This is a genomic window from Peptoniphilus asaccharolyticus DSM 20463, from assembly GCF_900176115.1.
Lineage (GTDB): Bacteria > Bacillota > Clostridia > Tissierellales > Peptoniphilaceae > Peptoniphilus > Peptoniphilus asaccharolyticus.
The window spans coordinates 75,208-97,840 of record NZ_FWWR01000017.1 but is presented as its reverse complement, the minus strand read 5'-3'; the positions used below and the strand labels follow the sequence as shown (position 1 = coordinate 97,840).

The 22,633-nt window shown below is 34.0% G+C and carries 21 protein-coding genes; 3 read left to right on the top strand and 18 right to left on the bottom strand.

Annotated elements, in window-relative coordinates:
- Positions 1-67 precede the first annotated feature (67 nt).
- Entirely contained in the window at positions 68-1,096 is a 1,029-nt protein-coding gene (mnmH, locus tag B8869_RS10425; RefSeq protein ID WP_084231552.1) for a tRNA 2-selenouridine(34) synthase MnmH, read from the top strand.
- A gap of 24 nt (positions 1,097-1,120) precedes the next feature.
- Here the strand turns inward: mnmH and ilvA are convergent, their stop codons facing one another.
- The 14 genes from ilvA to B8869_RS11815 all read right to left on the bottom strand — a co-directional run bounded on the left by ilvA (position 1,121) and on the right by B8869_RS11815 (position 13,179).
- Positions 1,121-2,314 carry a threonine ammonia-lyase gene (gene ilvA / locus B8869_RS10420; protein WP_084231551.1) on the bottom strand — a complete coding sequence of 398 codons (1,194 nt, stop codon included), beginning with the start codon at positions 2,312-2,314 and terminating at the stop codon, positions 1,121-1,123.
- A gap of 230 nt (positions 2,315-2,544) precedes the next feature.
- On the bottom strand, positions 2,545-2,901 hold the full coding sequence (locus B8869_RS10415; RefSeq protein WP_084231550.1) for a desulfoferrodoxin family protein: 357 nt from the start codon (positions 2,899-2,901) through the stop codon (positions 2,545-2,547).
- 135 nt (positions 2,902-3,036) lie between these two features.
- Complete coding sequence (locus tag B8869_RS10410; RefSeq protein WP_234989845.1) at positions 3,037-3,678, bottom strand: TVP38/TMEM64 family protein; 642 nt, start codon at positions 3,676-3,678, stop codon at positions 3,037-3,039.
- Positions 3,679-3,754: 76 nt separating this feature from the next.
- The gene (locus B8869_RS10405; protein WP_159445264.1) at positions 3,755-5,275 is read right to left on the bottom strand and encodes an S-layer homology domain-containing protein; all 1,521 of its coding nucleotides are present in this window, start codon (positions 5,273-5,275) and stop codon (positions 3,755-3,757) included.
- Positions 5,276-5,453: 178 nt separating this feature from the next.
- Positions 5,454-6,440: an IS30 family transposase gene (locus tag B8869_RS10400; RefSeq protein WP_084229742.1), complete on the bottom strand. Its 987-nt coding sequence runs from the start codon at positions 6,438-6,440 to the stop codon at positions 5,454-5,456.
- Positions 6,441-6,843: 403 nt separating this feature from the next.
- Complete coding sequence (locus tag B8869_RS10395; RefSeq protein WP_200806008.1) at positions 6,844-7,398, bottom strand: class C sortase; 555 nt, start codon at positions 7,396-7,398, stop codon at positions 6,844-6,846.
- The gene (locus B8869_RS10390; protein WP_144017995.1) at positions 7,391-8,281 is read right to left on the bottom strand and encodes a class C sortase; all 891 of its coding nucleotides are present in this window, start codon (positions 8,279-8,281) and stop codon (positions 7,391-7,393) included. Before B8869_RS10390 ends, B8869_RS10395 begins: the two co-directional genes overlap by 8 nt.
- Positions 8,274-9,155, bottom strand: a complete 882-nt coding sequence (locus B8869_RS10385; RefSeq protein WP_084231546.1) for a class C sortase — start codon at positions 9,153-9,155, stop codon at positions 8,274-8,276. Before B8869_RS10385 ends, B8869_RS10390 begins: the two co-directional genes overlap by 8 nt.
- 161 nt (positions 9,156-9,316) lie before the next feature.
- Positions 9,317-10,462, bottom strand: a complete 1,146-nt coding sequence (locus tag B8869_RS10380; protein ID WP_084231545.1) for an MSCRAMM family protein — start codon at positions 10,460-10,462, stop codon at positions 9,317-9,319.
- Positions 10,463-10,481: 19 nt separating this feature from the next.
- On the bottom strand, positions 10,482-10,697 hold the full coding sequence (locus B8869_RS10375; protein ID WP_084231544.1) for an LPXTG cell wall anchor domain-containing protein: 216 nt from the start codon (positions 10,695-10,697) through the stop codon (positions 10,482-10,484).
- Positions 10,684-11,157 (bottom strand): Ig-like domain-containing protein, encoded by a 474-nt coding sequence (locus B8869_RS10370; RefSeq protein WP_084231543.1) that lies wholly within the window; start codon positions 11,155-11,157, stop codon positions 10,684-10,686. Before B8869_RS10370 ends, B8869_RS10375 begins: the two co-directional genes overlap by 14 nt.
- 71 nt (positions 11,158-11,228) lie before the next feature.
- Positions 11,229-11,996, bottom strand: a complete 768-nt coding sequence (locus B8869_RS10365; RefSeq protein ID WP_084231542.1) for a hypothetical protein — start codon at positions 11,994-11,996, stop codon at positions 11,229-11,231.
- Between the two features lie 267 nt (positions 11,997-12,263).
- Positions 12,264-12,827, bottom strand: a complete 564-nt coding sequence (locus tag B8869_RS10360) for a hypothetical protein (RefSeq protein WP_084231541.1) — start codon at positions 12,825-12,827, stop codon at positions 12,264-12,266.
- A gap of 160 nt (positions 12,828-12,987) precedes the next feature.
- Complete coding sequence (locus B8869_RS11815; protein WP_234989844.1) at positions 12,988-13,179, bottom strand: ATP-binding protein; 192 nt, start codon at positions 13,177-13,179, stop codon at positions 12,988-12,990.
- Between the two features lie 129 nt (positions 13,180-13,308).
- On the opposite strand from B8869_RS11815, the gene B8869_RS10350 reads away from it, so the two are divergent.
- Positions 13,309-13,671, top strand: coding sequence for a type I restriction endonuclease subunit R, EcoR124 family (locus B8869_RS10350; protein ID WP_200806006.1), 363 nt, complete (start codon positions 13,309-13,311; stop codon positions 13,669-13,671).
- Between the two features lie 154 nt (positions 13,672-13,825).
- The gene (locus tag B8869_RS10345; protein ID WP_234989843.1) at positions 13,826-15,022 is read left to right on the top strand and encodes an ISL3 family transposase; all 1,197 of its coding nucleotides are present in this window, start codon (positions 13,826-13,828) and stop codon (positions 15,020-15,022) included.
- A gap of 176 nt (positions 15,023-15,198) precedes the next feature.
- On the opposite strand, the gene B8869_RS10340 is transcribed toward B8869_RS10345, so the two are convergent.
- The 4 genes from B8869_RS10340 to B8869_RS10325 all read right to left on the bottom strand — a co-directional run bounded on the left by B8869_RS10340 (position 15,199) and on the right by B8869_RS10325 (position 22,582).
- On the bottom strand, positions 15,199-16,308 hold the full coding sequence (locus tag B8869_RS10340; protein WP_084231539.1) for a hypothetical protein: 1,110 nt from the start codon (positions 16,306-16,308) through the stop codon (positions 15,199-15,201).
- Positions 16,309-16,406: 98 nt separating this feature from the next.
- The gene (gene pyk / locus B8869_RS10335; protein WP_084231538.1) at positions 16,407-18,155 is read right to left on the bottom strand and encodes a pyruvate kinase; all 1,749 of its coding nucleotides are present in this window, start codon (positions 18,153-18,155) and stop codon (positions 16,407-16,409) included.
- A gap of 9 nt (positions 18,156-18,164) precedes the next feature.
- Positions 18,165-19,124 (bottom strand): 6-phosphofructokinase, encoded by a 960-nt coding sequence (gene pfkA, locus B8869_RS10330; RefSeq protein WP_084231537.1) that lies wholly within the window; start codon positions 19,122-19,124, stop codon positions 18,165-18,167.
- A 2-nt stretch (positions 19,125-19,126) separates the two neighbouring features.
- Complete coding sequence (locus B8869_RS10325; RefSeq protein ID WP_084231536.1) at positions 19,127-22,582, bottom strand: DNA polymerase III subunit alpha; 3,456 nt, start codon at positions 22,580-22,582, stop codon at positions 19,127-19,129.
- Positions 22,583-22,633 lie beyond the last annotated feature (51 nt).

Genomic DNA, 22,633 nt, shown 5'->3' with positions numbered 1-22,633 from the left:
TCTTAAGAATTTATTACATTATTAGCCATACTCTTTAAAAAAGCTTATAATAACTTATGGTGATAAAATGAAATTTGAAATTAATCCAGAGGATTTATTTGAATACAAGAGAAGAAACGAAACATTTAAGCTTATAGACATGAGAAGTGAAGGAGAATTTGAAGATTTTAAAATTCCCTCTGCAATCAACTTCCCAATACTTGATAACGAAGAAAGAAAAATTGTAGGAACGCTTTTTGACAACGGGCAAATCGATAAAGCCAAATCATTATCTGTTCATTACGCAGCTTCAAAACTGCCTGACTTCTTCGATAAAATCTTAAACTACGTAAGAGAATATGACCATGTAGTCTTATACTGTGCACGAGGTGGATATAGAAGCACAGTGTTTTTTAATTTTTTAAAAGGCCTTGGCATCTCAGTAGAAAAATTAGTCGGCGGATATAAATCATATCGCAAATACATTAGAGATAATTTAGAAGATTTAATTGCTTCCAAAACTTTTATAGTCCTACACGGCAAAACAGGCGTTGGAAAGACAGAAATACTCCACACTTTACAAGAAAATGGCATATCTATTTTAGATTTAGAAGGCCTTGCAAACCACCGAGGCAGTTCTTTCGGTTCACTTGGTTTGGACCATCAGCCATCCCAAAAGCAATTTGAGTCCCTCTTATTCAACTCTCTTTTAAATAGCGATGAGTTAGTATTCTTAGAAGGCGAAAGCAGTCGAATAGGAAATATATTATTGCCAAAGTTTTTGTGTGAAAAAATGTCATCATCAATCAATTTAGTAATTGAAGACTCAATCGAAAACAGAGTGGAACGTATTAAAAGAGACTATGTAAACGGAACAGAAGCCGAAATAAATTCTGCACTTGATAATTTAAGCAAGTACATCTCACAAAACAGAATAGAACTGTATAGAAACCACGTTTTAGAAAATGACTTAGACTTTGTAATTAAAGACTTAATTCTAAACTACTACGACAGCAATTATGCAATTAACTATTACCCAACCGATTTACATCTATCCAATGATGAAAATATATTAGAAGCAATCAAAAATTTTATTGCAGACAAAAAAATGAACTGACTATTTCAAGTCAGTTCTCTTTATTTACATACTTATTATTTTTATTCCCTCTTGCTTTATCCTGTCCTTTATCTCTTTGATATGTTCAGCACTTCGAGTCTCTATTACAAATTTTACTATCTTGCAATTTATCTCCATGTTTTCTTCGCCCTCATTGTGCTCAATAGCTATGATATTGGCTCCCAACTTGCCTATTATATTTACAACCTTTGCAAGATTTCCAGGCTTGTCCGTCAACACCAACTTAAACTTGGCATTTCTACCGCCCATAAGTAGCCCTCTATTCACAACCTTAGATAAAATATTTACATCAATATTTCCTCCGGATAAAACTACAGCCACTTTTTTATTCTCATAAGGAATTTTATTGTGCATTATCGCCGCATAGCCTATCGCTCCAGAACCCTCACAAACCAATTTTTGCTTTTCCATAAGTTCCAAAACTCCTGCAGCTATTTCATCTTCAGAAACAGTTATGATTTCATCTACATACTCTTCCACCAATTTAAAAGTTATGTCTCCCGGTTTTTTAACAGCTATCCCATCAGCGAAAGTGCATACAGATTCAACACACATCAACTTATGATTCTCTTTAGACAATTTCATTGCATTTGCAGATTCAGCCTCAACACCATATATTTTGCAATTTGGATTTAAACTCTTTGCAACAAAAGCTATCCCCGAAATCAAGCCTCCGCCACCTATTGGAACTACAATCGCATCTATATCCTCTATCTCTTCAAATATTTCAAGCGCCACAGTTCCTTGACCGGCAATTAAGATTTCATCATTGAATGGATGTATAAAAGTTTTGCCTTCTGATTCATTAAACTCTATTGCAGCTGCATACGCATCATCATAGACATTTCCGACCAATCTAACGTCAGCTCCATAGGACTTGGTAGCCTCAACCTTTGAAATTGGAGCAGTTTCAGGCATGAATATAGTCGCTTGAATCCCCAATCTATTGCAAGCTAATGCCACACCTTGAGCATGATTGCCCGCAGAGCAAGCCACAACACCTTTTTTCTTTTCCTCCTCACTTAATGTAGATATCTTGTAATATGCTCCTCTAAGTTTAAACGAACCTGTAACTTGTAAATTCTCAGTCTTTAAATAAACTCCCTTAAAATGACTTGATTCTATAAGAGCAGTTTTTCTTGCAACACCTCTTAATTTTTCCGCTGCGATATGTACATTTTCCATTTTTACATCCATAGTAACTCCTAATTTATAATTTGAATTTTTAAAGAGTATCAGTCAAAATATTTTTGCATTTTACTCAGGCGCTTAAATTTGTCTAATTACCACTTTACTATCTTTTATTGAAATTCTATCACACTTCTTCTATATATAAAATTAAATTTATTTACTAATATCAAATTTTGAACGTAAAAAAAGGCGAGATACTCAAAGGCGAGATACTCTCGCCTCTATAGTTAAATAACTTATTTAACTTCTTCAGTGCTTTCCCAAAGACCGTGGATATTGCAATAGCTTAGTGCATATACAGTTCCCTTTTTATCTGTTTTAACAACAGCGTGGATTTCTGGTTTAGAAAGAAGTTCTGCTTCTCCATGCGCAGAGAAATCATAAGAACCAACTTCTATTGGAGCTGCCACTCCTTCTGGTTGGAAGAATACTTTAATCCATCCAATGTGGTGTTCTAAAGTGTTTGGATGTTCAATTTCTTCCCCTACAATTGCGTGGATTTTTAATTCTTCTCCTGTGCTTTCAACGTGAAGTACAGGTACGTGTTTTTCGTTTTTCCAATCTCCGGCTTTTACTGTTTCTGTTAATCTCATTATATATTTCCTCCTCAAATTTTCTTATAATTCATTCTGTAAACTTTATACCCTATGCAAAGTTTTTTAACCCAATAATTTAAACTATTTTAATTTTATATAAAATCCATAAAAAATAGGAGAGCCTAAACTCTCCTACCAATTCAACAACATTTTCTTAATTAGAAAATCTCCACCGAAAGTATATGCAATCAGCGACCATGGCTTTAAAAATAAAATTGCAAATGTAAACTTTGAAAGTTTCATATTTACCAATCCTGCAAATAGGCACAATATATCGTCAGGGGATATTGGCACTGCCATTGCAATAGAGAAAAATCTGTCAAATTTATTCCCCTTGTGCAACCACTTAGTATATCTCTGTAATTTTTTCTTTCCTATCAATTTCTCTACAAATGCAACTCCATATTTCCTTGCCAGAAAATAGTTTATATAACTTCCAGTAACTATTCCAACATAATTATAAAGTGTTCCTTTTACCGGCCCGAATATAAAAACTCCAGCTATCGAAGTCACACCTCCCGGAATTACAGGAATTACAACTTGGACAATTTGAATTATTACAAAAGATAGAGGCCCCCAAAAGCCAAGGCTTACAATAAAACTATCTAACTTCTCTTGTGATGTAAATATCCCAAGTTTGTAGCCTTTGTAAAACATAAGCAGCATAGCTAACATAGTTATAGCTGTTATGACGTGGAACACAGTATCTAACTTTGTATTCTTTTCTAAATTCAAATTCACTTTACAATTTTTCTTAGATTTATCTTCTTCCAAATTTTTCTCATTTTTCATAATTATAATTATACACAAAACATTTAATTGCTAATGTTAAATTATAATTAAGATTTTATTAATATCCTGTAATTTCCAAAATTTCATAGTATGCCCAGTCGTTTTTGTCAAAATCTTTAAATGGATTTTTTGAATACTTATCCATAAATTCTTTGTCGGCATTTCTATTTAAAATCTTATTCAATACTTTGGCGCATTCTGCTCTTGTGATTGGATAGTTGGCAGCAAATACAGTTGAACTTCTTCCAGTCATATACCCTTTAGAGCTTACATAGTCTATCGCATCTTTTGCCCAGTTGTCATTCTTCACATCTGTATAAGAAAATCTCTCTTCAGTAAATCCCGGATTGAACTTAGCAATTACCGCAGCGAATTCCGCTCTTGTAATTGAATTTTCAGGTTTGAATGTCCCATCATAGTAGCCCTTCATAAATCCCTTTTCTTCCATAAATCCTATTGCATCTGCATACCATACACTTTGTTTTACATCACTAAAACTTGCATAGTTTCCCGTTGGATCTTTCTTTAAATATACTCTTGCCAATACTTGGGCTACTTCCGCTCTAGTCATCTCTTTTTTAGGTTTAAAAGTCTTATCCCAATATCCATTCATATATGGGACTCTCATATATTTTACGGCATTTTTTAGTTTGATAAGAGCATCTTCAACATCTACATTTTTTCTATCTGACATAACTAAGACATATTTTGCATTTGCTACTGCAGCTTCTAATCTCGCTTTATCAACGTCTGAAGCTCTGCTTTTCTCTATCTTGTTTGCCATTTCAACATAGTCTTCTAATACTTTTGTATCTATGACCACTGTTGTCTTTTTACCTTCAGAGTCTGTTACAACTATAGTTTCAGAATCTGTAGTCAATTTTCCATTGAATTCATAAACAGAAATAACTTTTAATTTCTTGCCAAGCTCTTGTTTTGCAATTTTTATTTCAAATTCACCTTTATCATCAGCTACTGCATTGCTGATTTCCATATTTCCATCAAAAACACTGACTTTCGCCTTAGGATTTGTCTTTCCTGTTAGTATTTCGTCTTGATTCTTTAATTCATTAATCTTTAGCTGTGTCTTTGCATTTGTGACAACAGTGCTAGAAGTTAAATCCTTTTGGTTTGAACTTTCTTTTCCGTCATCTTTTACTGAGCTCACTACTACAGAGTTGTTGAAGTCTCCTTCTTTAGCTCCAGTTCTAACTTTAGTTGCTATTGATACTGAAAAATTACTTACGCCCCCAAGAGCATTAATATCGTTCACTGAGAGAGAAACTATATTTTGTTTGCCTTGAACTTCAGTGCTCTTTAATACAATTTTATCGTTTTTAGCAACACCTTCTAAAGCTGTTGCTGTAACTTTAAGCTTTTCATCCATCAATAAAGTCACTGCAAATGACTTATAGGTCACGCCATCCTTTGGGATATCGATATTTAATTTATAATTTAAGTCATCTCCCACTACTACTTTTGCCACTGCCGGCTGTTCTAAAACAGCTGATATATCTTTGGCAAATACCGGCGTACTTAACATCAAGATAAAACAAAATAAAATTAAAATCTTTTTCATATAACACCTCTTTATCATATTATATCGTTTAATAGCTCCTTAGTAAAATATAAGCTACTTTCTATGTAATAAAAAATCCCCTTTTAGGGGCTGTAAACTAGGGATTTAATTCCTTAAAAAATTGGTTCTATGTCAACCATTTTATTGACAAGACGAATTGTCAAATCAAATGCAACACCTATGGTAAGAGACCAAAAAGTTCTTCTTTAGGTGTTTTATATTTTATACATTTTCTAGGTCTATTATTCATTAAACTTAAGTTATAATTTAATTCATCAATATTCACTTCTGATAAATCCATACCCTTAGGATAAAACTCCCTCAAAAGTCCGTTACTATTTTCATTTGTACCTTTTTGCCATGCACAATAGGGATCACAAAAATAAGTTTTGCATCCTAATTCTTTTTCTATTTTCTCAAATTCTGAAAATTCTTTACCTCTATCAAAGGTTATTGTTTTTACTAATTCTTTTGGATAATCTTTTAATGCATTTATTATTGCTGGTGTTACGCTTTCCGACTTTCTATTTTCAACTAGGATTGCTATATAATATCTAGATTTTCTTTCTGCTAAAGTTACGAAACAACATCTACTTTTCCTTTTATGATCTAATCTGCCTGATTCCACTGTATCTGCTTCCCAGTGGCCTAATTCTTGCCTTCTGTATATCTCTTTAGGTCTTTTCTTAATTGTTCTACCTTTATCATTGAATTTTCCTCTTTTTTCTGCTGGCCTTTTAAATTTAGCTTTTCTTCTCAAATTTTTCATACTAGTTTTTGGCAGCTTTTTGGCGTGTATCATTCTATATATCGTTGATGTAGATGGTAATTCATGAATCTCATTTGTGTTTCTATTTGATATTTGTTCAGGGGACCAATGTTCGTTAATCTTTACAGTTAAATAATCAATAACATCTTTAGAAAATTTACTTTTTCTATGGCAGTCTTTTCTTCTATCAATATATTTATCATTTGCCTTTATCGGAAAGTACTTAGTGTAACTTCCCCTACTAACTTTTATCTTAGATGAATTTCTTTTAATTTCTCTAGATATTGTACTAGGTGACCTTTTAAGTGCTTGTGCAATTTTCCTTATACTCATTCCTAAATTTAAAAATTGGTAAATACAAGATCTTTCTTCTATGGTAAGATGGTTATAGCTCATAGTTAATCACTCCTTTTAATATGTTTTGTTTGGTCACTTACATATTAACACAGCTGATTAGCTATGAGTTTATTTATGTTGCACTTGTTATGATAAATTATCACAAGAAAAAAGAGCGGTCATACAACCGCCCTTAATCTTTCAAAAACTTAATCAGCTTAAAAATAAAAAGAAATAAAGTTAACATAAGCAGAATTGTAATTCCAAGTATAATATAGTTTGTCGTTTTTACACCCTCTGCCACATCTACAACCTTTTTAATTTTATCTTTTGAAATCTCATCCTCTTTTTTTTGTAAATCACAATTCACAAGAAGTCTATTTTTCCTCGGTGGAGTCAAGGGATCGCAAGTCAAGAGCGTCAAAATATTTTTGCCCTCGACCGGATCTAACTTTTCCCACTCCTAAGGTTCAATGATTTCACTTCCTATCACCTTGTATTCGAGAGTCTTATTGGGCCAACTTATATAAATGAGGTCTCCCTCAGATAATTTACCTAAATTCCAAAACATGATAGCCTCATAGTAGCCCCTGTGTCCAGCTATGATAGACCGTCTACCAATCTTGTCACTCGGCAAATCAGTCCCTTCAATATGAGCCACACCCATGGCAAGGTGTTTTTTAGAAGCATCCAAATATATTGGCTCCATCAAATCTATCTTGGGTATGCTCAAATAGGCAAAGATGTCGTCCTTATTTTTCATGAAAGAATAGTCGGAAGCATAGTTATCATTGGCAAATGGGTCTACTATTACAACATCTTTTGTCAAAGAGTCGCTATATTCGTCCACCTTTTTCTCCATACTCCTATCATAAACCAGATTGCTATTCATAAAGCTATCAAACTTACCCTTGGTAAAAACAATATTTTTTGAAAGCTTTAAAAACCCAAAAAGCGGAATGCAAATACCCAAAACAATAAGCAAATATCCGAGAATAACCTTGCTTCTTCTACTCATTTTTCCTCTCCTTATCAGCCCAATCTCTCAGCTCACGCTTATACTTTTTGTAGACTTTTCTATAATCAAATCTAGAATAGAGCATAAGTATAAATAAAATTACCGACAAAGGAAGTGTAAATGCCAAAGCATCCTTGTATTCAAGTCCAAGAGAAATAAGGGCATGAGATTCTTCCTTCACAGGGGGCACATAAGGAACCCTATGACCCCTTACTAAAAGCCTATGAGAATTTATCATATAAGGCGTACAAGTCAAAAGAGTCGCATAATCCTGTCCCTTCTTCACAAGCACAGGGTCAAAATTTGACGGCTCAACAATCATTATCTGATCCACTTCATAAGCTAGCACCGTCTGAATGTTGTGGATATAAAAGATATCACCATTTTTTAGCTTGTCCAAATCTCTAAATAGTTGCGCAGAGGGAAGTCCCCTATGGGCAGTTAGAACCGCGTGTGTATTGAGTCCTCCTATGGGCAGACTTGTGCCTTCCAAATGACCCACACCCTTATTTAAAATTTCAGAACTAGTTCCCGCATAGATGGGCAAATTTGTGTCGATTTTTGGAATCTCCACAAATCCAATTTTCTCCTTTACCTCCAGCATACGAGCATATTCAGCAATACCTTCCTTCTCTTTTTCAGTATATGGATCAGCTAGCTTAGAAGGATCTAGTGTCGAATTGTAGGCATCAGCCAGCTCAACTCTTCTTAAAATTTCATTCTCATTCAAATTTTTGGCATTTTGAGTAAAATCCATTATTTGATTATTGGCTTCAATCCTGTAATAGTATTGAGATACAATGGGATACATCATGATGACAAATCCTATAACAAATAGAATAACAAAAGGCCAAGCCCTCCTCTTTCTCCTTGTATTAGTCATATCTGCCACCCCTCTTATCCTCATACTCCTTCAAGATAAATCTATATTTTTTAGTCTTTCTTCTGTAATTGTAAATAAAAAGTAGCATTAAAATAATAAATACCATATCACCCATAAATAAATACTTATACTTAAAGTGGTCTTCATTACTCAAAATAAAGGCGTCATCAATCGCCTTATCATAATCAACCCTATGACCTCTTACCAAAAGTCTGTGAGAATTTACCATAATAGGAGTACAGGTCAAAAGAGTCGCATAATCATGTCCAGGCACAATCAAAAGATTAGAAAAATTGCTCGGATCAACCACCAAAATTTGATCTACTTCATAAGCAATAGTCTCCTTTAAGTTGTGAATATAAAATCTCTCGCCAAGCTTAACATTTTTCAGATCAGAAAAAAGTTTCGCAGTCGGCAAACCGGAATGAGCAGTTATTACAGTATGGGTCGAATTTCCACCAATGGGTAAACTCGTCCCCTCCAAGTGTCCCGCCGAGGTCTGTAAAACAGACTCTGAAGTACCTGCCCTTATAGGAATGTCGACATCAATAGACGGAATCTGAATATGTCCTATTTGCTCATGAATCTCAAGCATCCTCGCATACTCAGCCCTGCCTTTGTTGTGCCTTTCTTTAGCATAAGGATCCTCAGAGACATTATTAATAAGAGAATCATTAAAAGCCTGAGCCAAATCTATCCTCTTTTTTACTTCATCATCGCTGAGCTTATATTTTTCCTCATCAAAAGTAGAAACTTGTTGCGAGGACTCCACCCTATAATAGAGCCTGGAGACAGTCGGATACATGAGGATTAAAAATCCCAATATAAAAATTATTTTAAAAGGCCAGTCTTTTTTATTCTTTTTCTTAACCATACTCCTCCTAAAAACACAAACAAACTATGTCCAAACAAAGACATTTTACCAAATATAAAGAATCTAAAACAAGCAAAGAAAAATCCGCAAAAGAAAACCTCCTAAGATTACAAAAGTAAAATAGGAGGTTTTTCAAAATCTCACTTGATTAAAATCCTGTGCTATTTATTTTCCTTAATCAAAACTGCACCCATTATAGAACATATAAGGCCCAAAGCAGACATCAAAATCAAACTGATGTCCCCAGTCTTAGGTATCCTTTTCTTAATTTTATGCTTTTTTATTTCTATGTGCTCGTTTTCTATAAATAAGACCTTATCAAGAGAAAACTCATCAATCTGAAAAGACTTTTCAGACGATAAAGGATAATATCCTGCCGCCGGCTTAATCTCAAATAGATAATAGGTTCCAAAAGGCAGATTGTCCACCTTAAAATAACCATCCTTATCAGAAGTCAACACCAAATCCTTGCCATCCTTCTTAATCCTCTTATCGTATCCGGATGATCTATTTGTAATTACAAACTTCACACCCTCGATAGGCAGCTTAGTCTTAGAAGAAACTTTTCTAAAGACCTTTCCCCCTTCGTTCTCCTTGTAATTTACAATGCGAACATTGGTGGTAGATGACTGATTAATCTGAAAAAAAGTTTTCTTTTCCTTGATTCTATATCCTTTGGGAGCCTCAATCTCCTCGAAAATATACTCACCCATGAGAAGATTATCTATTCTTATCTCACCATCAGCATCAGTCACAAACTCTGACAAACCATCTCTCTTCTCAAGGACCTCTTTGCCATTCACAATCCTATAAAGTCTAAATACTGCTCCTTGCAAGGGTTTCTCATCCGAAGAAATCTTAAAGAGTTTCACCTCTCCTGGTGGAGTTTCATGGTGCCCCTTGGGATATATAATCTGCTCATCATCTGCTTTTGCCACAAAAGAGAAAGGATAAATATCTATCTTGCTATTAGAGGAAAGCACCCTGGCGTAATAGGTTCCCTTGTCAAAATCATAATCCAGAAAGCCCTCACTATTAGATTTGAGTTTCATCTTATCATAAGTCAAACTGTCATCCGGTCTATCATTTAAACTCTCAACTAGGGCCTGCCTCTGATCCGAAGACAAAATCCTCTCATCAACCTTCCAAATAATAAGCTCCCTACCTGCCACGTCATCCAAACTTCGACCCATTCCTCTAAGATCAATCCTCAAGGTCTTAGCATAAACAGCACTCGAGATAATAACCATGCTAAAAATTACATAGATAAGTAGCAGCTTAAATATTTTATTATTTAATTTTAGCACGGCTTACCCTCTTTCTTAATTAAATTTCTTCAGAGTTTCTCTTTCTCATAGCCATTACAGCACCAGCCATAAGAGCTATACCAACAACAGTAAAGATTATAGTACCTATACCACCAGTTTGTGGAATGGTAACCTTCTTATTTATAATTTCTTCAGGATTAGCATCTCCAACATTATCTGTAGCTGTAGTAGGATTAGCATTATAACTTGTTGCATTTATTTCAAATCTTGTCAATTTTTTGTGGCACGAGGTCTTTCGGTGCTTCTACTCCAAGTCCCGACACCTTGTTCGTAATGGTGAATGTTCCATCTGGGTCTAGATTTATATTAGCTTGATTGTAATCTACCGGAATATCAAGGGGTAATTGGATATTTTCCTGTATCTTTTCTTGGATTTTGTATCTTATCTTGTTTTCTTTTTTAATGTACTCTGGGGTTGCTATTACCCTTCCTTGGTAGATAAGTGGTTTTAATTCGGCTGGATTGTTTATAGTCAACTTGTCGTCCAAGTGAATGTCGAAATACTGATGAGGCTGGATAGGTCCACCAGCATTTGATGTGTCAAAACGAGTGATGATATGAAATTTTTTACCTTCTAGATTGAGACCATTAGCATCAACAAAAAGATTAGGTCTGAATTTTTCGTTTCTATCTTTTTCTACTAGTCTTTTTATGGCTGCATCGTTGCCTGCCATTAGCTTTTCTTGGTCTTCTCTTGAAAGTTCATATTTTTCTTCAAATGTGTCAAGAAGGGCTTGTATTTCTTTTATTCCATTTTTTCATCTGCCAGGGCCTTTTTTAATTCCTTATCAGCCTTTTCGAGACCTGTGATGCCTAGAGTTTCTTTTATTTTATCTAGGATTCCTTCTTTATTTTCTTCCTTGCTATCTTCTATTTTCTTTTCGTTATTTATGTCTTTTTGGAGATTTTCTTCTGTTTCATTATTTTCTTCTATAATTGATTTGTTTTTTTCTTTGATAGAATTTGGTTTTTTGTTTTCACTTTCTTTTAAAGCGAAGTTTTCTAAATCTCCCACTTCTATTTCTATGACTATGTCAGCAAGACCTGGAGTAGATATTGTCAAACTGGAAATCCCCTTTTTCAAAGAGTCCTTGGACATTATATTGTCTCTTACACTTATATTTTCATCTGCTAGAATTCGGTCATAGTTTAGATTTTTGACTTTTCCTCTTGAATCTGTGGCTTCTATCCAAAGTCCGCCCAGATTTAATTTTTCTCCTTCTTTAAATCTGATTTTTCTCGGGCTTTTCAATCGCCAAGATGTATAGTCCGAAATATTTTGGTCTTTTATTAAAAGGTCTTTATCGTGAGTCCGACCACTTGATTCTTCTTCCTTTTTTACACCTGTGATTTCAGGATAGTTTTTATTTTGTATTTCTTGTGAATTTTTAAAATTTGCACTTGGTCCTTGTATGTTTATGTTGTTTGCATAGGCTGCCAAGGGCATGAATACGTCCACTAAAATCATAAACGCCAAGAAAATACCTATCATTCTTTTTAATGTTTCTCTCATTTTTTACTATCCCCAATCTTTTTTCTAATTTTATTTATCTACCTTAAATTTTGCTCTTTAATTTTTAAATTCTTTTTTAATTTTATGTGATTTCTTAAATTTATAGTTGGCAAAAAATATTAAGTTTTTTATATGCATTCTATTTTAAAACTCTCTCTTATACAATATATATTTCAAATTTTTTTCTATTTTTACTAATGCGAAATATGTTATTGATAAATAATTTAGAAATAAAAAACCACCGAGTGGTGGCTTTTAGCTTTCAATTTAATTATCTTCTTCTACCATTTCTAAACATTCATCTAAATTAAATTCTTCTGTGAATTCTGGATCTATATGGGTTAATAAGTGCCAATCTTCTGAATCTTTTTTTCTAAATAGGATTGCTTCTCCGTCTTCTGATCCGAAGTAGGCTCTTTCTACTTGGTAGCCTTTCTTTTCTAGATTTTTCTTTACTTCTAAATAATTATTTTCTCTCGCTTCGATATATTCTCTTAAATCTGAATTCGCTACTGTGTAGGCATCCACTCTAGTTGCACCCTCTACGATTCCTTTTCCTTTTTTAGATAGGTTTGGAATTTCTTTCCAATATACTTCTACATCGCCATCTTCTGTAAACATAAACTTAGTTAGTGGTACGATGTTGCCATTTATTTCTAGTTCCATGTAGTCTGAGATTGAATCTAGCTTTATAGTTTCGTATTCAAATCCGTCTATCTCTTCAAATTTGTATCCTTTAAGTTGAGATACAAATTTTCTTCCTTCTTCTATGGTGTCAAATAGTCCTAGCTCTGTGCTCATTCTATCTTGATATAATTCTAATATAAACATTTTTTCTCCTTATCTATTTAACTCTATTTCAAATTTAAAACTTGAATCGCCTTGGGCTATTCTACACTTAATCTTGTAGTTTTTAAGAAGACTACTAACTATATAGAGCCCCAGTCCATTGCTATTCTTCTTGTTAAGCTCAAAGTTTACGTCAAAGATTTTATCTATAATCTATACTACTTTTATTTTCATAAGTGTTTTCGATGTATATATACCATTTTTCTGTTCCTATATTTATACTACCATATTCTTCGAAATATTTAACTGCATTGGAAATTAAATTGAATAGGATTATTCGAAGGGCAGTCCTTCCAATATATATTTTCTCTTCGGAAATATTATTATTTATCATGGCAGCCACTTTGAAGATAAAGAAGTACTTATCACAATCAAAAGGGCTATTGATGCCAGTCCGTAACTTCGTAGCAAGAAAGCACTTATTGAAACCTTTATTTCTGGTATCAATGATGCTTAAGATGTTATGACTGAATGGCACAATTATGTGGCTGAAAAGCGAGAAGAGGAACTTGTTCAAATTATTAAGGAAGAAAAACTTAAAGAGGCTGAAACAAGGAAGTTCATTGAGAATGCCTTTTGTGATGGTGAGATCAAAACAACAGGTACGGATATAGATAGGCTTATGCCTCCTATATCTCGTTTCGGTGGTGGCGACAGAACTACTAAGAAGCAGGGTGTCATTGATAAGCTGAAATCATTCTTTGAGAAGTTCTTTGGTGTTGGTGGTTCATTTACCGCAGATACACCTAAGGTTTTGAACTATGTTGATTCCTCTTCAAAGCAATCCTTAATGATGGTAGCTGAAGATACTGTAATTTATGATTAGAGCTCATACTTTTTGGTATGTGATATAATTAGGCTCTATAATATCTGTTGGGGAGTAAATCTCTAACAGATATTTTTATGCAAAAAAATTGCACTTATACGCTTTTAGTCCTAAACTTTAAGTAACCAAAAACAAAGCTTGGAGGTGCATATAAGTGCAAAATAATAATATCATGAATTTGTTTGGTTTTAAAGATGTAGTTTTTGATAGAGTTGATGAGAGTAATAATTTTGTTAATGTTCACGCTTCTGTTTCTAAGATGTCTATTTGTCCTCATTGTGGTTCTAAAAAGATTTGGGTTCATGATCATAGAATTCAAAAGATTAGGGATACTCACATCCGAGGTAAGAAATCTTTGATTTTCTTAAAGAAAACTAGATATGATTGTAAGTCTTGTGGTTCTCGTTTTGAGAGGAATCTTGATTTTATTGCCAAAGGTCATACTATGACCAATAGACTTGTTTTTGCTATTGTTTCTGAGTTTGATGAGGTGTATTCTATATCTTCTATTGCTAATAGGTATAATGTTTCTTCAAACACAGTATTAAGAATTTTAAATTGTTTAAGTGCTTCTAGAGATAGGCTATCAGAAGTATTATGTATAGACGAATTTAAAGGTGATAGTGGAAATAACAGGTATCAGACTTCTCTTCTTGATGGATCTAAACACTCTATCATAGATATCTTACCATCAAGAGATAAGAATACATTGTATGGGTACTTTGAAAAGATACCAAACAAAGAAAGAAACGAAGTAAAATTTTTTGTAAGTGATATGTCTAAAACATTTAAATCAGTTAAGAAATCATTCTTTAAAAACGCAATACATATCATAGATAGGTACCACTTCATAAGACAAGTATCCTGGGCATTAGAAAATGTTAGAAAGAGAATACAAAAGGATGTATCATCAAAGCTTAGGAAATATTTTAAAAGAAGTAAGAGTTTAATTACAAAACCTGCCTCTAAGCTAACTTCAGAACAAGCTAATGAAGTATCACTTATGATTGAACTTAACAAGGAATTAAAAGAAGCATACAAGTTAAAAGAATTGTTCTACTGTGTGCCCTGTGGGTACCAGTATGTACTTAGTCAGCCAAACAAAACTAGAGCTAAAAAAGCTTTAAGAGAATGGATAAAAAGAGCAGATGAATCAAAATTAAAAGAATTTAAATCTTGTATCACTTCTTTTAATAACTGGTTTGAAGAAATATGTAATTCATTTGATTACTCTTGGTCAAATGGACCTCTTGAAGGAACTCATACAAAGATAAAAACATTAAAAAGAAATTGTTTTGGTATTAGAAATTTTGACTTGTTTAGAAAAAGAATTATGTTTTCATGTAAGTAGAGATTAGGAAAACGGGAAAATTTGCAAAACCCCTAGGGGTTTTATTTGCTATGCTTATTTTTAGTTGTTTTTTGCTATTTTAGTTTTGATATCTTTATTAGCGTCTATGTGCCCATTTTTACATAAAGAAAGAGACTCGAGTTAACGAGTCTCCCCAATATTTGACATAGAGCCTTTTATCTTACTGAAACTCTTTGACTATCTAATCCATTTGCATTTTTTGTTGTAAAAGTAAGTTGATATCCTTCCATCTTTGCATCTGAAATTTCTCTGTCTGTATTGTATACAAGTCTTCCAAATCTATCATAGATTTGGTTTCTATCAGAATTTGCCTTTGTTGCAAATTGAATTATTGTGTAATCTCCAACTTTTTTTGAGCTCATATAAGCTGCTCCATTATTGATTTTTTCGCCTTTTTCATTTACAACTGTAGCATCTTTGCTATCTACATAGAAAGTTTCATTTCCAATTCTAATAGCAGTTGCTGCTGATATATTTCTGTTAGTTACAGTAGATTCTCTGTTGATTCTTCCTTTTTCTAAATCATAGCTATAGTAGCTATCTCCAGAAGAGAATAACAATTTGTTTCCTTCACGGATAAATGATTTAATTTCCATATCTGAAACTTGTTCTGATTTACTTCCTACTAAACTGTCTTTGAATAGTCTGTAAGATGTTCCGTCTGTTTTAACTACATAGTAGTTTCCATTGTAGAATTCTGTTTTAGAATAATCTTCAAACTTCTTAACTTTTACTTCCGGTTTTACAGTTTCAGCTTTTTTAGAGTTTATAACTAATCCTCTTTGGTGTGTAAATTCATAGTCCCATCCAAATTCATCTACTCCAAATCTCCAAGTCATTGGGAAATATGTGATGTCTCTAAAAGTCAAAAGTGGATATTGTTCTGACATATTGTCTACATATCTGCCGTTTACTGTGATTGCAAATTCAGGAACTGACACTTGATATTTGTCGCTGTTCTTTAAATTTGTTTTGTAGAATTCAAATTTTCCGGCAATTCCTGTCTTGTTTATTTTTAGTCCTGTAGCTTCACTCCAATTTGTTTCAACACCTAAAAATCTTGATGTGTGATAAGTCATTGGAAAATATGTGATATCTTTATAAACTAAAAGTGGATATTCTGCATAAGTATTATCTACTCTTTGACCGTTTAATGTAACGTCAAATCTTGGTAATGTTGCATACTCTGTTCTAGCTTCGACTTTCACTGATAGTGTAACTAAAAATGTAAGTACAAGCATTAATGAATAAAGTTTCTTTTTCATTTAATCATCTCCTTAGATTATATTTTATCTTAAATGAATAGTATATCAACTCTAATACAGTTACATTTAAGAGTCAATTTTATTTCAATTGTTAAGAATTAGTATATTCCCTTACGAACTGTTCCCTCTGAAGGATCTATTGTAACTATATCTCCTGTCGCTATCTTCACAAGTGCTCCATCAGCTCCGAAGATTGTTGGAATTCCAATGCTTATAGCTGTGATTGCAGCGTGAGATGTATATCCCGCAGCTTCAGCTATAATACCACCAGAACGTTCTACATAGGATATTATATCTTTGTCTGTGTTAGCAACAACCAATATATTTCCCTCTTTAAAGTCATTGATTAAATCAGTTAATGAGTTTACAACTACAGCTCTGCCTGTGACCATCTCTTTTCCAATTCCTGTTCCTTGGCATAGGACTTTGGCAATTGTCTGAACTTTTATCAAGTTTGTTGAGCCTGAAAGTCCAACCGGTACTCCCGCTGTAATAACTACTACATCTCCTTCTTCTACAAGTTGTTCTTCTATTACTCTATCTATAGAATTTTTGAAAACTTCATCTGTTGTATTAAGAGCTGGAACTAATATTGAAACCGCACCCCATGTAAGTGCGAGTTGTCTTCTTACTCTTTCAGATGTTGTAGCTGCTATTATAGTTGACTTAGGTCTGAATTTTGATATTGCTCTTGTTGTGGAGCCTGATGTTGTAGCTGTTATAATCGCCTTAGCATTCAAGTCTTGAGCTATTGTACATGTACTTTTACCTATTGCGTTAGTTACAGAAGTTGAAATTTCTGAAATTTGTTTTTCTAGAAGCTCTTGATAGTTTATTGAACCCTCTGTAACTTCTACAATTTCTCTCATTACCTTTACTGCATTTAATGGATATTTCCCACTAGCTGTTTCTCCAGATAACATAACAGCACTTGTTCCATCCAATACTGCATTTGCAACGTCATTTGCCTCTGCTCTTGTTGGTCTTGGGTTTCTCATCATAGAGTCCAACATTTGAGTTGCTGTAATTACTGATTTCCCAGCTATATTACATTTCTTAATCATTTCTTTTTGCGCTAAAGGGACTCTTTCTGTTGGAATTTCTACTCCCAAGTCTCCTCTTGCAACCATTATTCCATCAGAAACTGCAAGTATTTCATCTAAGTTAGCTAATCCTTGGACAGATTCTATCTTAGAAATGATTTTTATATCGTAGTTACCAGCATCTTCAAGCACTTTTCTAATCTCTAACACGTCTTCTTTGCTTCTTACGAAAGAGGCTGCTATAAAATCTATGTCATTTTTAACCCCGAAGATAATATCGGCTTTGTCTTTATCATTTAATAGGGGTAATTTTAAATCTACTCCCGGAGCATTTACACCCTTTCTTTGAGATATAACTCCCCCATTTTCAACTTCAGTATAGATTTCAGTGTCTGTCTTTGATAACACTCTAAGTCCTACTAACCCATCGTCTATTAAAATTCTAGCTCCGACACTTATGTCCTTAGGTAGATCTGCATAAGATATAGAGGCTATATTTTCGTCACCTTCAACCTCTCTGCTTGTAAGTGTGTAGTTATCTCCACTTTCCAAACGAACTTCCATAGAATCTTTAAACAATCCAAGTCTTATCTCCGGTCCTTTTGTGTCCAACATAATTGCGATAGGAAGTCCCATTTCTTCCCTTACTTCTTTTATTCTATCTATTTTGACTTGGTGTTCTTCGTGACTTCCGTGGGAGAAGTTTAATCTACAAACGTCCACCCCTTCTGTAAAAAGTTGTCTTAAAATTTCTTTTGATTCCGTTGCCGGTCCTATTGTAGCTACTATCTTAGTCTTTTTCATAAAATCTCCTCAAATAGATGTGATTTCAAGTATGTGTTTCAAATCATCTTTAAATTCCTTTTTAGCTTTTAAAGCCTCTTCTAATTCAAATACTTTTACATTACCATCTTTAATACCTATTGCATAACTTCCTTTATTTTCACAAATGAATTCAACCGCTTTGCTTCCCATTGCAGAACCCATTATTCTATCAGATACATTTGGGCTTCCACCTCTTTGGATATAACCTAAAATAGTTACCTTGGTATCTATCCCAGTTAACGCTTCAAACTTCTTTGCTATTTCAAAGCTGTTTCCAGCACCTTCAGCTGCAATTATAATATGGTGTCTTTTTCCTCTATTTTTACCCACTAATGCCTTTTTAGCAATATCGTCGATGTCAAATTCTCTTTCAGGTACTAATATACTTTCCGCTCCTGAAGCTATTCCCGCATATAGTGCAATATCTCCACAATTTCTTCCCATGACTTCAACCACATTAGCTCTGCCATGAGATTCAGTAGTATCTCTGATATGTGATATTGCATCCATTACTGTAGTTATAGCTGTGAAAAATCCTATGGTATAGTCTGTATATGCCATATCATTATCTATTGTAAGAGGAATTCCCATTACGTCAATCCCCCTCTTAGAAAGGGCCAATGCTCCTTGCATACTTCCGTCTCCACCAGCCACAATCAATTTATCTATACCGAATATTTCAAGTATATTTATAGCTTTTAACTGTCCTTCTTCAGTCATAAATCTCTCTGACCTAGAAGTCCCCAGAACAGTTCCACCTCTTTGGATTATGTCTGCAACAGATGACTCGTTCATCTCAACTAAGTTGCCATCTATCAAACCTTCATATCCGTTTTTCACTCCGTAGACTTCAATTCCCTTGTAAATTGCACTTCTGACAACAGCTCTTATAACTGCATTCATACCAGGAGCATCTCCACCGCTTGTAAGTATAGCTATTTTCCCCATAATTACCTCAATATAAATTTCTTTTCATCACCAATATAAGAAAGTAAGTCTATTTTTAAATTTTCAGCCTTGCTCTCATCTATCCAATACTTCTTTTCCGTCGCATAAGCTTCTTTTTCATCTTCAATGTAAAATATTACAGGCACATCACCCGAATATTTGATAAGCTCTCGTTTGACTGCATTCAAAAGATTTACATCTTTACTCTTCAAACTCAAATAAAGCTTTTTGACACTTTTTAACTCGTCTTCGTAGTCCTTCAACAAACTTATTGAATCCACTAATATTTTTGGTTCTTCAACTTCAGACGCTTGAACATGCCCTTCCACTAGCACTACATTTTCTTCTTCTATTATCTCCATGTATTTTTCATATACATTTGGAAAAATAACCAAGTCCAACTGTCCTAAAACATCTTCGAGAGTTGCAAATGCCATCATTTTTTTGTTTCGCGTTATAAGAGTTCTCTTACTCTTTATAATACCCGCCACTCTTAAATTTCTAAGATTTAAATTTGGATTTGCAGCATATTCTTCCATGAGTTGAATAGAATTTGTAGAACTCATTCTCTTTATAAGCTCGACATAATCATCTAATGGATGCCCTGATATATATATGCCCAGGATTTCTTTCTCTAATTCAAGTTTGACCTTCTTAGTAAAATCTTTTAATCTCGGCAGTTCCTCGTCCATCTGTTGTTCTTCAAATATAGAAAATTGACCGCTTATATTGTTTCTTAAAGTTCCAAGCACATTATCAACTGTCTTTTCATATACCGCTAAATACTGTGCTCTGTTTCCATTTAAGCAATCCAGACCTCCACACTTGATTAGATATTCAAGAGCTCTTTTATTCACTGCACTTGGATTTATTTCAGCAACTCTCTTTACAAAATCATTTAAGCTTGTAAATTCTCCATCTTTCTCTCTGGCCTTAATCGCTGCATCGATAAAGTTTTCGCCCATATTCTTAACAGCTTTAAGTCCAAATCTAATCTTGCCGTCTTCAACTGTAAACTTTTTAAAACTCCTGTTTATATTCGGAGGCAATATTTCTATCCCAAGTCTCTTACACTCTTCAACATATAGAGATACTTGAGACATCCTACCCATAAACGAGGTTATCTGAGCTGCCATAAACTCAACCGGATAGTAATACTTTAGAAATGCTGTTCTATATGCCACAACAGAATATGCAACAGAGTGAGATTTATTAAATGCGTAGTTTGCAAAATCTATCATCAAATCGTATATTTGATTTGCCGTTTTTTCATCTACTCCATTTCTAATGGCCCCAAGTATTACAATTTCTCCATTTTCTTCTTTTCCATAGATAAAGTTTTGTCTTTCCTCTTCCATTACAGACATTTTCTTCTTACTCATTGCACGTCTTAACAAATCTGCCCGACCAAGAGAATAGCCTGCAACTTTTTGAACTATCTGCATAACCTGTTCTTGATAGACTATACAACCATAAGTTGTAGAAAGTATATCTTCCACCAACGGATGTGGGTATGAAATCAACTCAGCATTGTGCTTTGACTCTATAAACTTTGGAATTTGACTCATAGGCCCCGGTCTAAATAGGGCATTCGCCGCAACCAAATCTTCAAATGCATCCGGCTTTAACTCTCTTAAAAAGTTTCTCATCCCTTGAGATTCAAATTGGAATACTCCAAGAGTTTCCGCTCTAGCAAACATCTCCAATATCTTAGGGTCATTTAATTCCACAAATGAAAAGTCAATCTTTATCCCATAATTCTGTTCTATTAATTTTAGTGCATCTCTTATAACAGTAAGAGTTCTAAGCCCTAAAAAGTCCATCTTTAAAAGACCAAGTTCTTCCAACTCTATCATGTTAAATTGAGTTGCAATTATATCTCCATTCCTTGTGAGCGGAACATAGTTTGTAACCTCATCTTTTGAAATTACAACTCCAGCTGCGTGAGTGGAAGTGTGCCTTGGCAATCCTTCGAGTTTTAAAGCGGTGTCTATTAAATTTCGTGTCTCGTCTGAAGTCTCATATTCCTTTTTTAGAGTTGGACTCATATTAAGAGCCTTTTCTATAGTCATATTCAACTCGTCCGGAACTTGTTTTGCTATATAGTCAACTCTTCCATAGCTTATGTCCAAAGCTCTTCCAACGTCTCTAAGAGCTCCCCTCGCTCCAAGGGTACCGAACGTTACAATTTGAGCTACATTTTCCGCCCCATATTTTCTGATTACATACTCTATTACTTCTTCTCTTCTCTCGTAACAAAAATCTATATCTATATCGGGCATAGATACTCTTTCTGGATTTAAAAATCTTTCAAATAGCAAATCAAATTTTAAAGGATCGATATCTATTATTCCCAGAGCATAGGACACTATTGAGCCAGCCGCAGATCCTCTTCCCGGGCCAACTTGTATATCCACACTTTTTGAATACCTTATAAAATCCCATACAATTAAGAAGTAATCCGTATATCCCATAGTTATTATGGTGTTGAATTCATACTCAAATCTCTTTTGGATATCTTCTGTTATCTCTTTATATCTTTCTCTTAGACCATCCTCAGCCAATTTTCTAAGATAACTTACATTGTCATATCCTTCCGGAACATCAAAATGAGGTAAGTGTAGATGATGGAATTCTATTTCTACATTACATCTATCTGCTATCTTTACAGTATTTTCTAAAGCCTGTAAATCATTTGGGAATATTTGAGCCATTTCTTCATAGCTCTTCAAATAAAATTCTTCCGTTTCAAATTTCATTCTCTTTTCAGCATTTACAACTGTTCCCGTTTGAATACACAACAGTACATCATGTGCACTGGCATCCTCTTGTTTTAGATAGTGTGCATCATTAGACGCAATAAGCTCTATTCCAGTTTCAGCTGAAAGCTTTCTCAAAAGTTGATTAACTTTTTTTTGAGCCAAAATCCCATGGTCTTGCAATTCTAAATAGAAATTACCCTTACCAAATATATCTTGATAATTTAAAGCTGATTCCCTTGCGCCCTCATAGTCACCCGCGTGGAGTTTTCTCTGAACCTCTCCCCCCAGACAGGCGCTAGTAGCTATTATACCTTTGCTATATTTTCTCAATATATCGTGATCCACCCTCGGCTTATAGTAATATCCATGGACAAACCCTTCGGAAACTATCTTCATAATATTATTAAAGCCCTCATTGTTTTCGGCTAATAATATTAAATGGTATCTCTTGTTGCTCCTGTCAAATTTTAAATAGCTCTCTTCTGTAACATAGGCTTCACATCCCATAATTGGTTTGACATCTGCGTCTTTACAAGCCTTATAAAATTGAATGGCCCCATACATATTTCCATGGTCTGTGAGCGCAACGGCATTCATGCCCATTTCCTTTATTCTTTTTGGCAACTCTTTTATTCTTGAAGATCCATCTAAAAGTGAGTACTCACTATGGACATGAAGATGTACAAAATCGTTCAAACTATCCCTCTTCTATAAAATACTAAAAAAGAGTTTTAATATTACTATTAA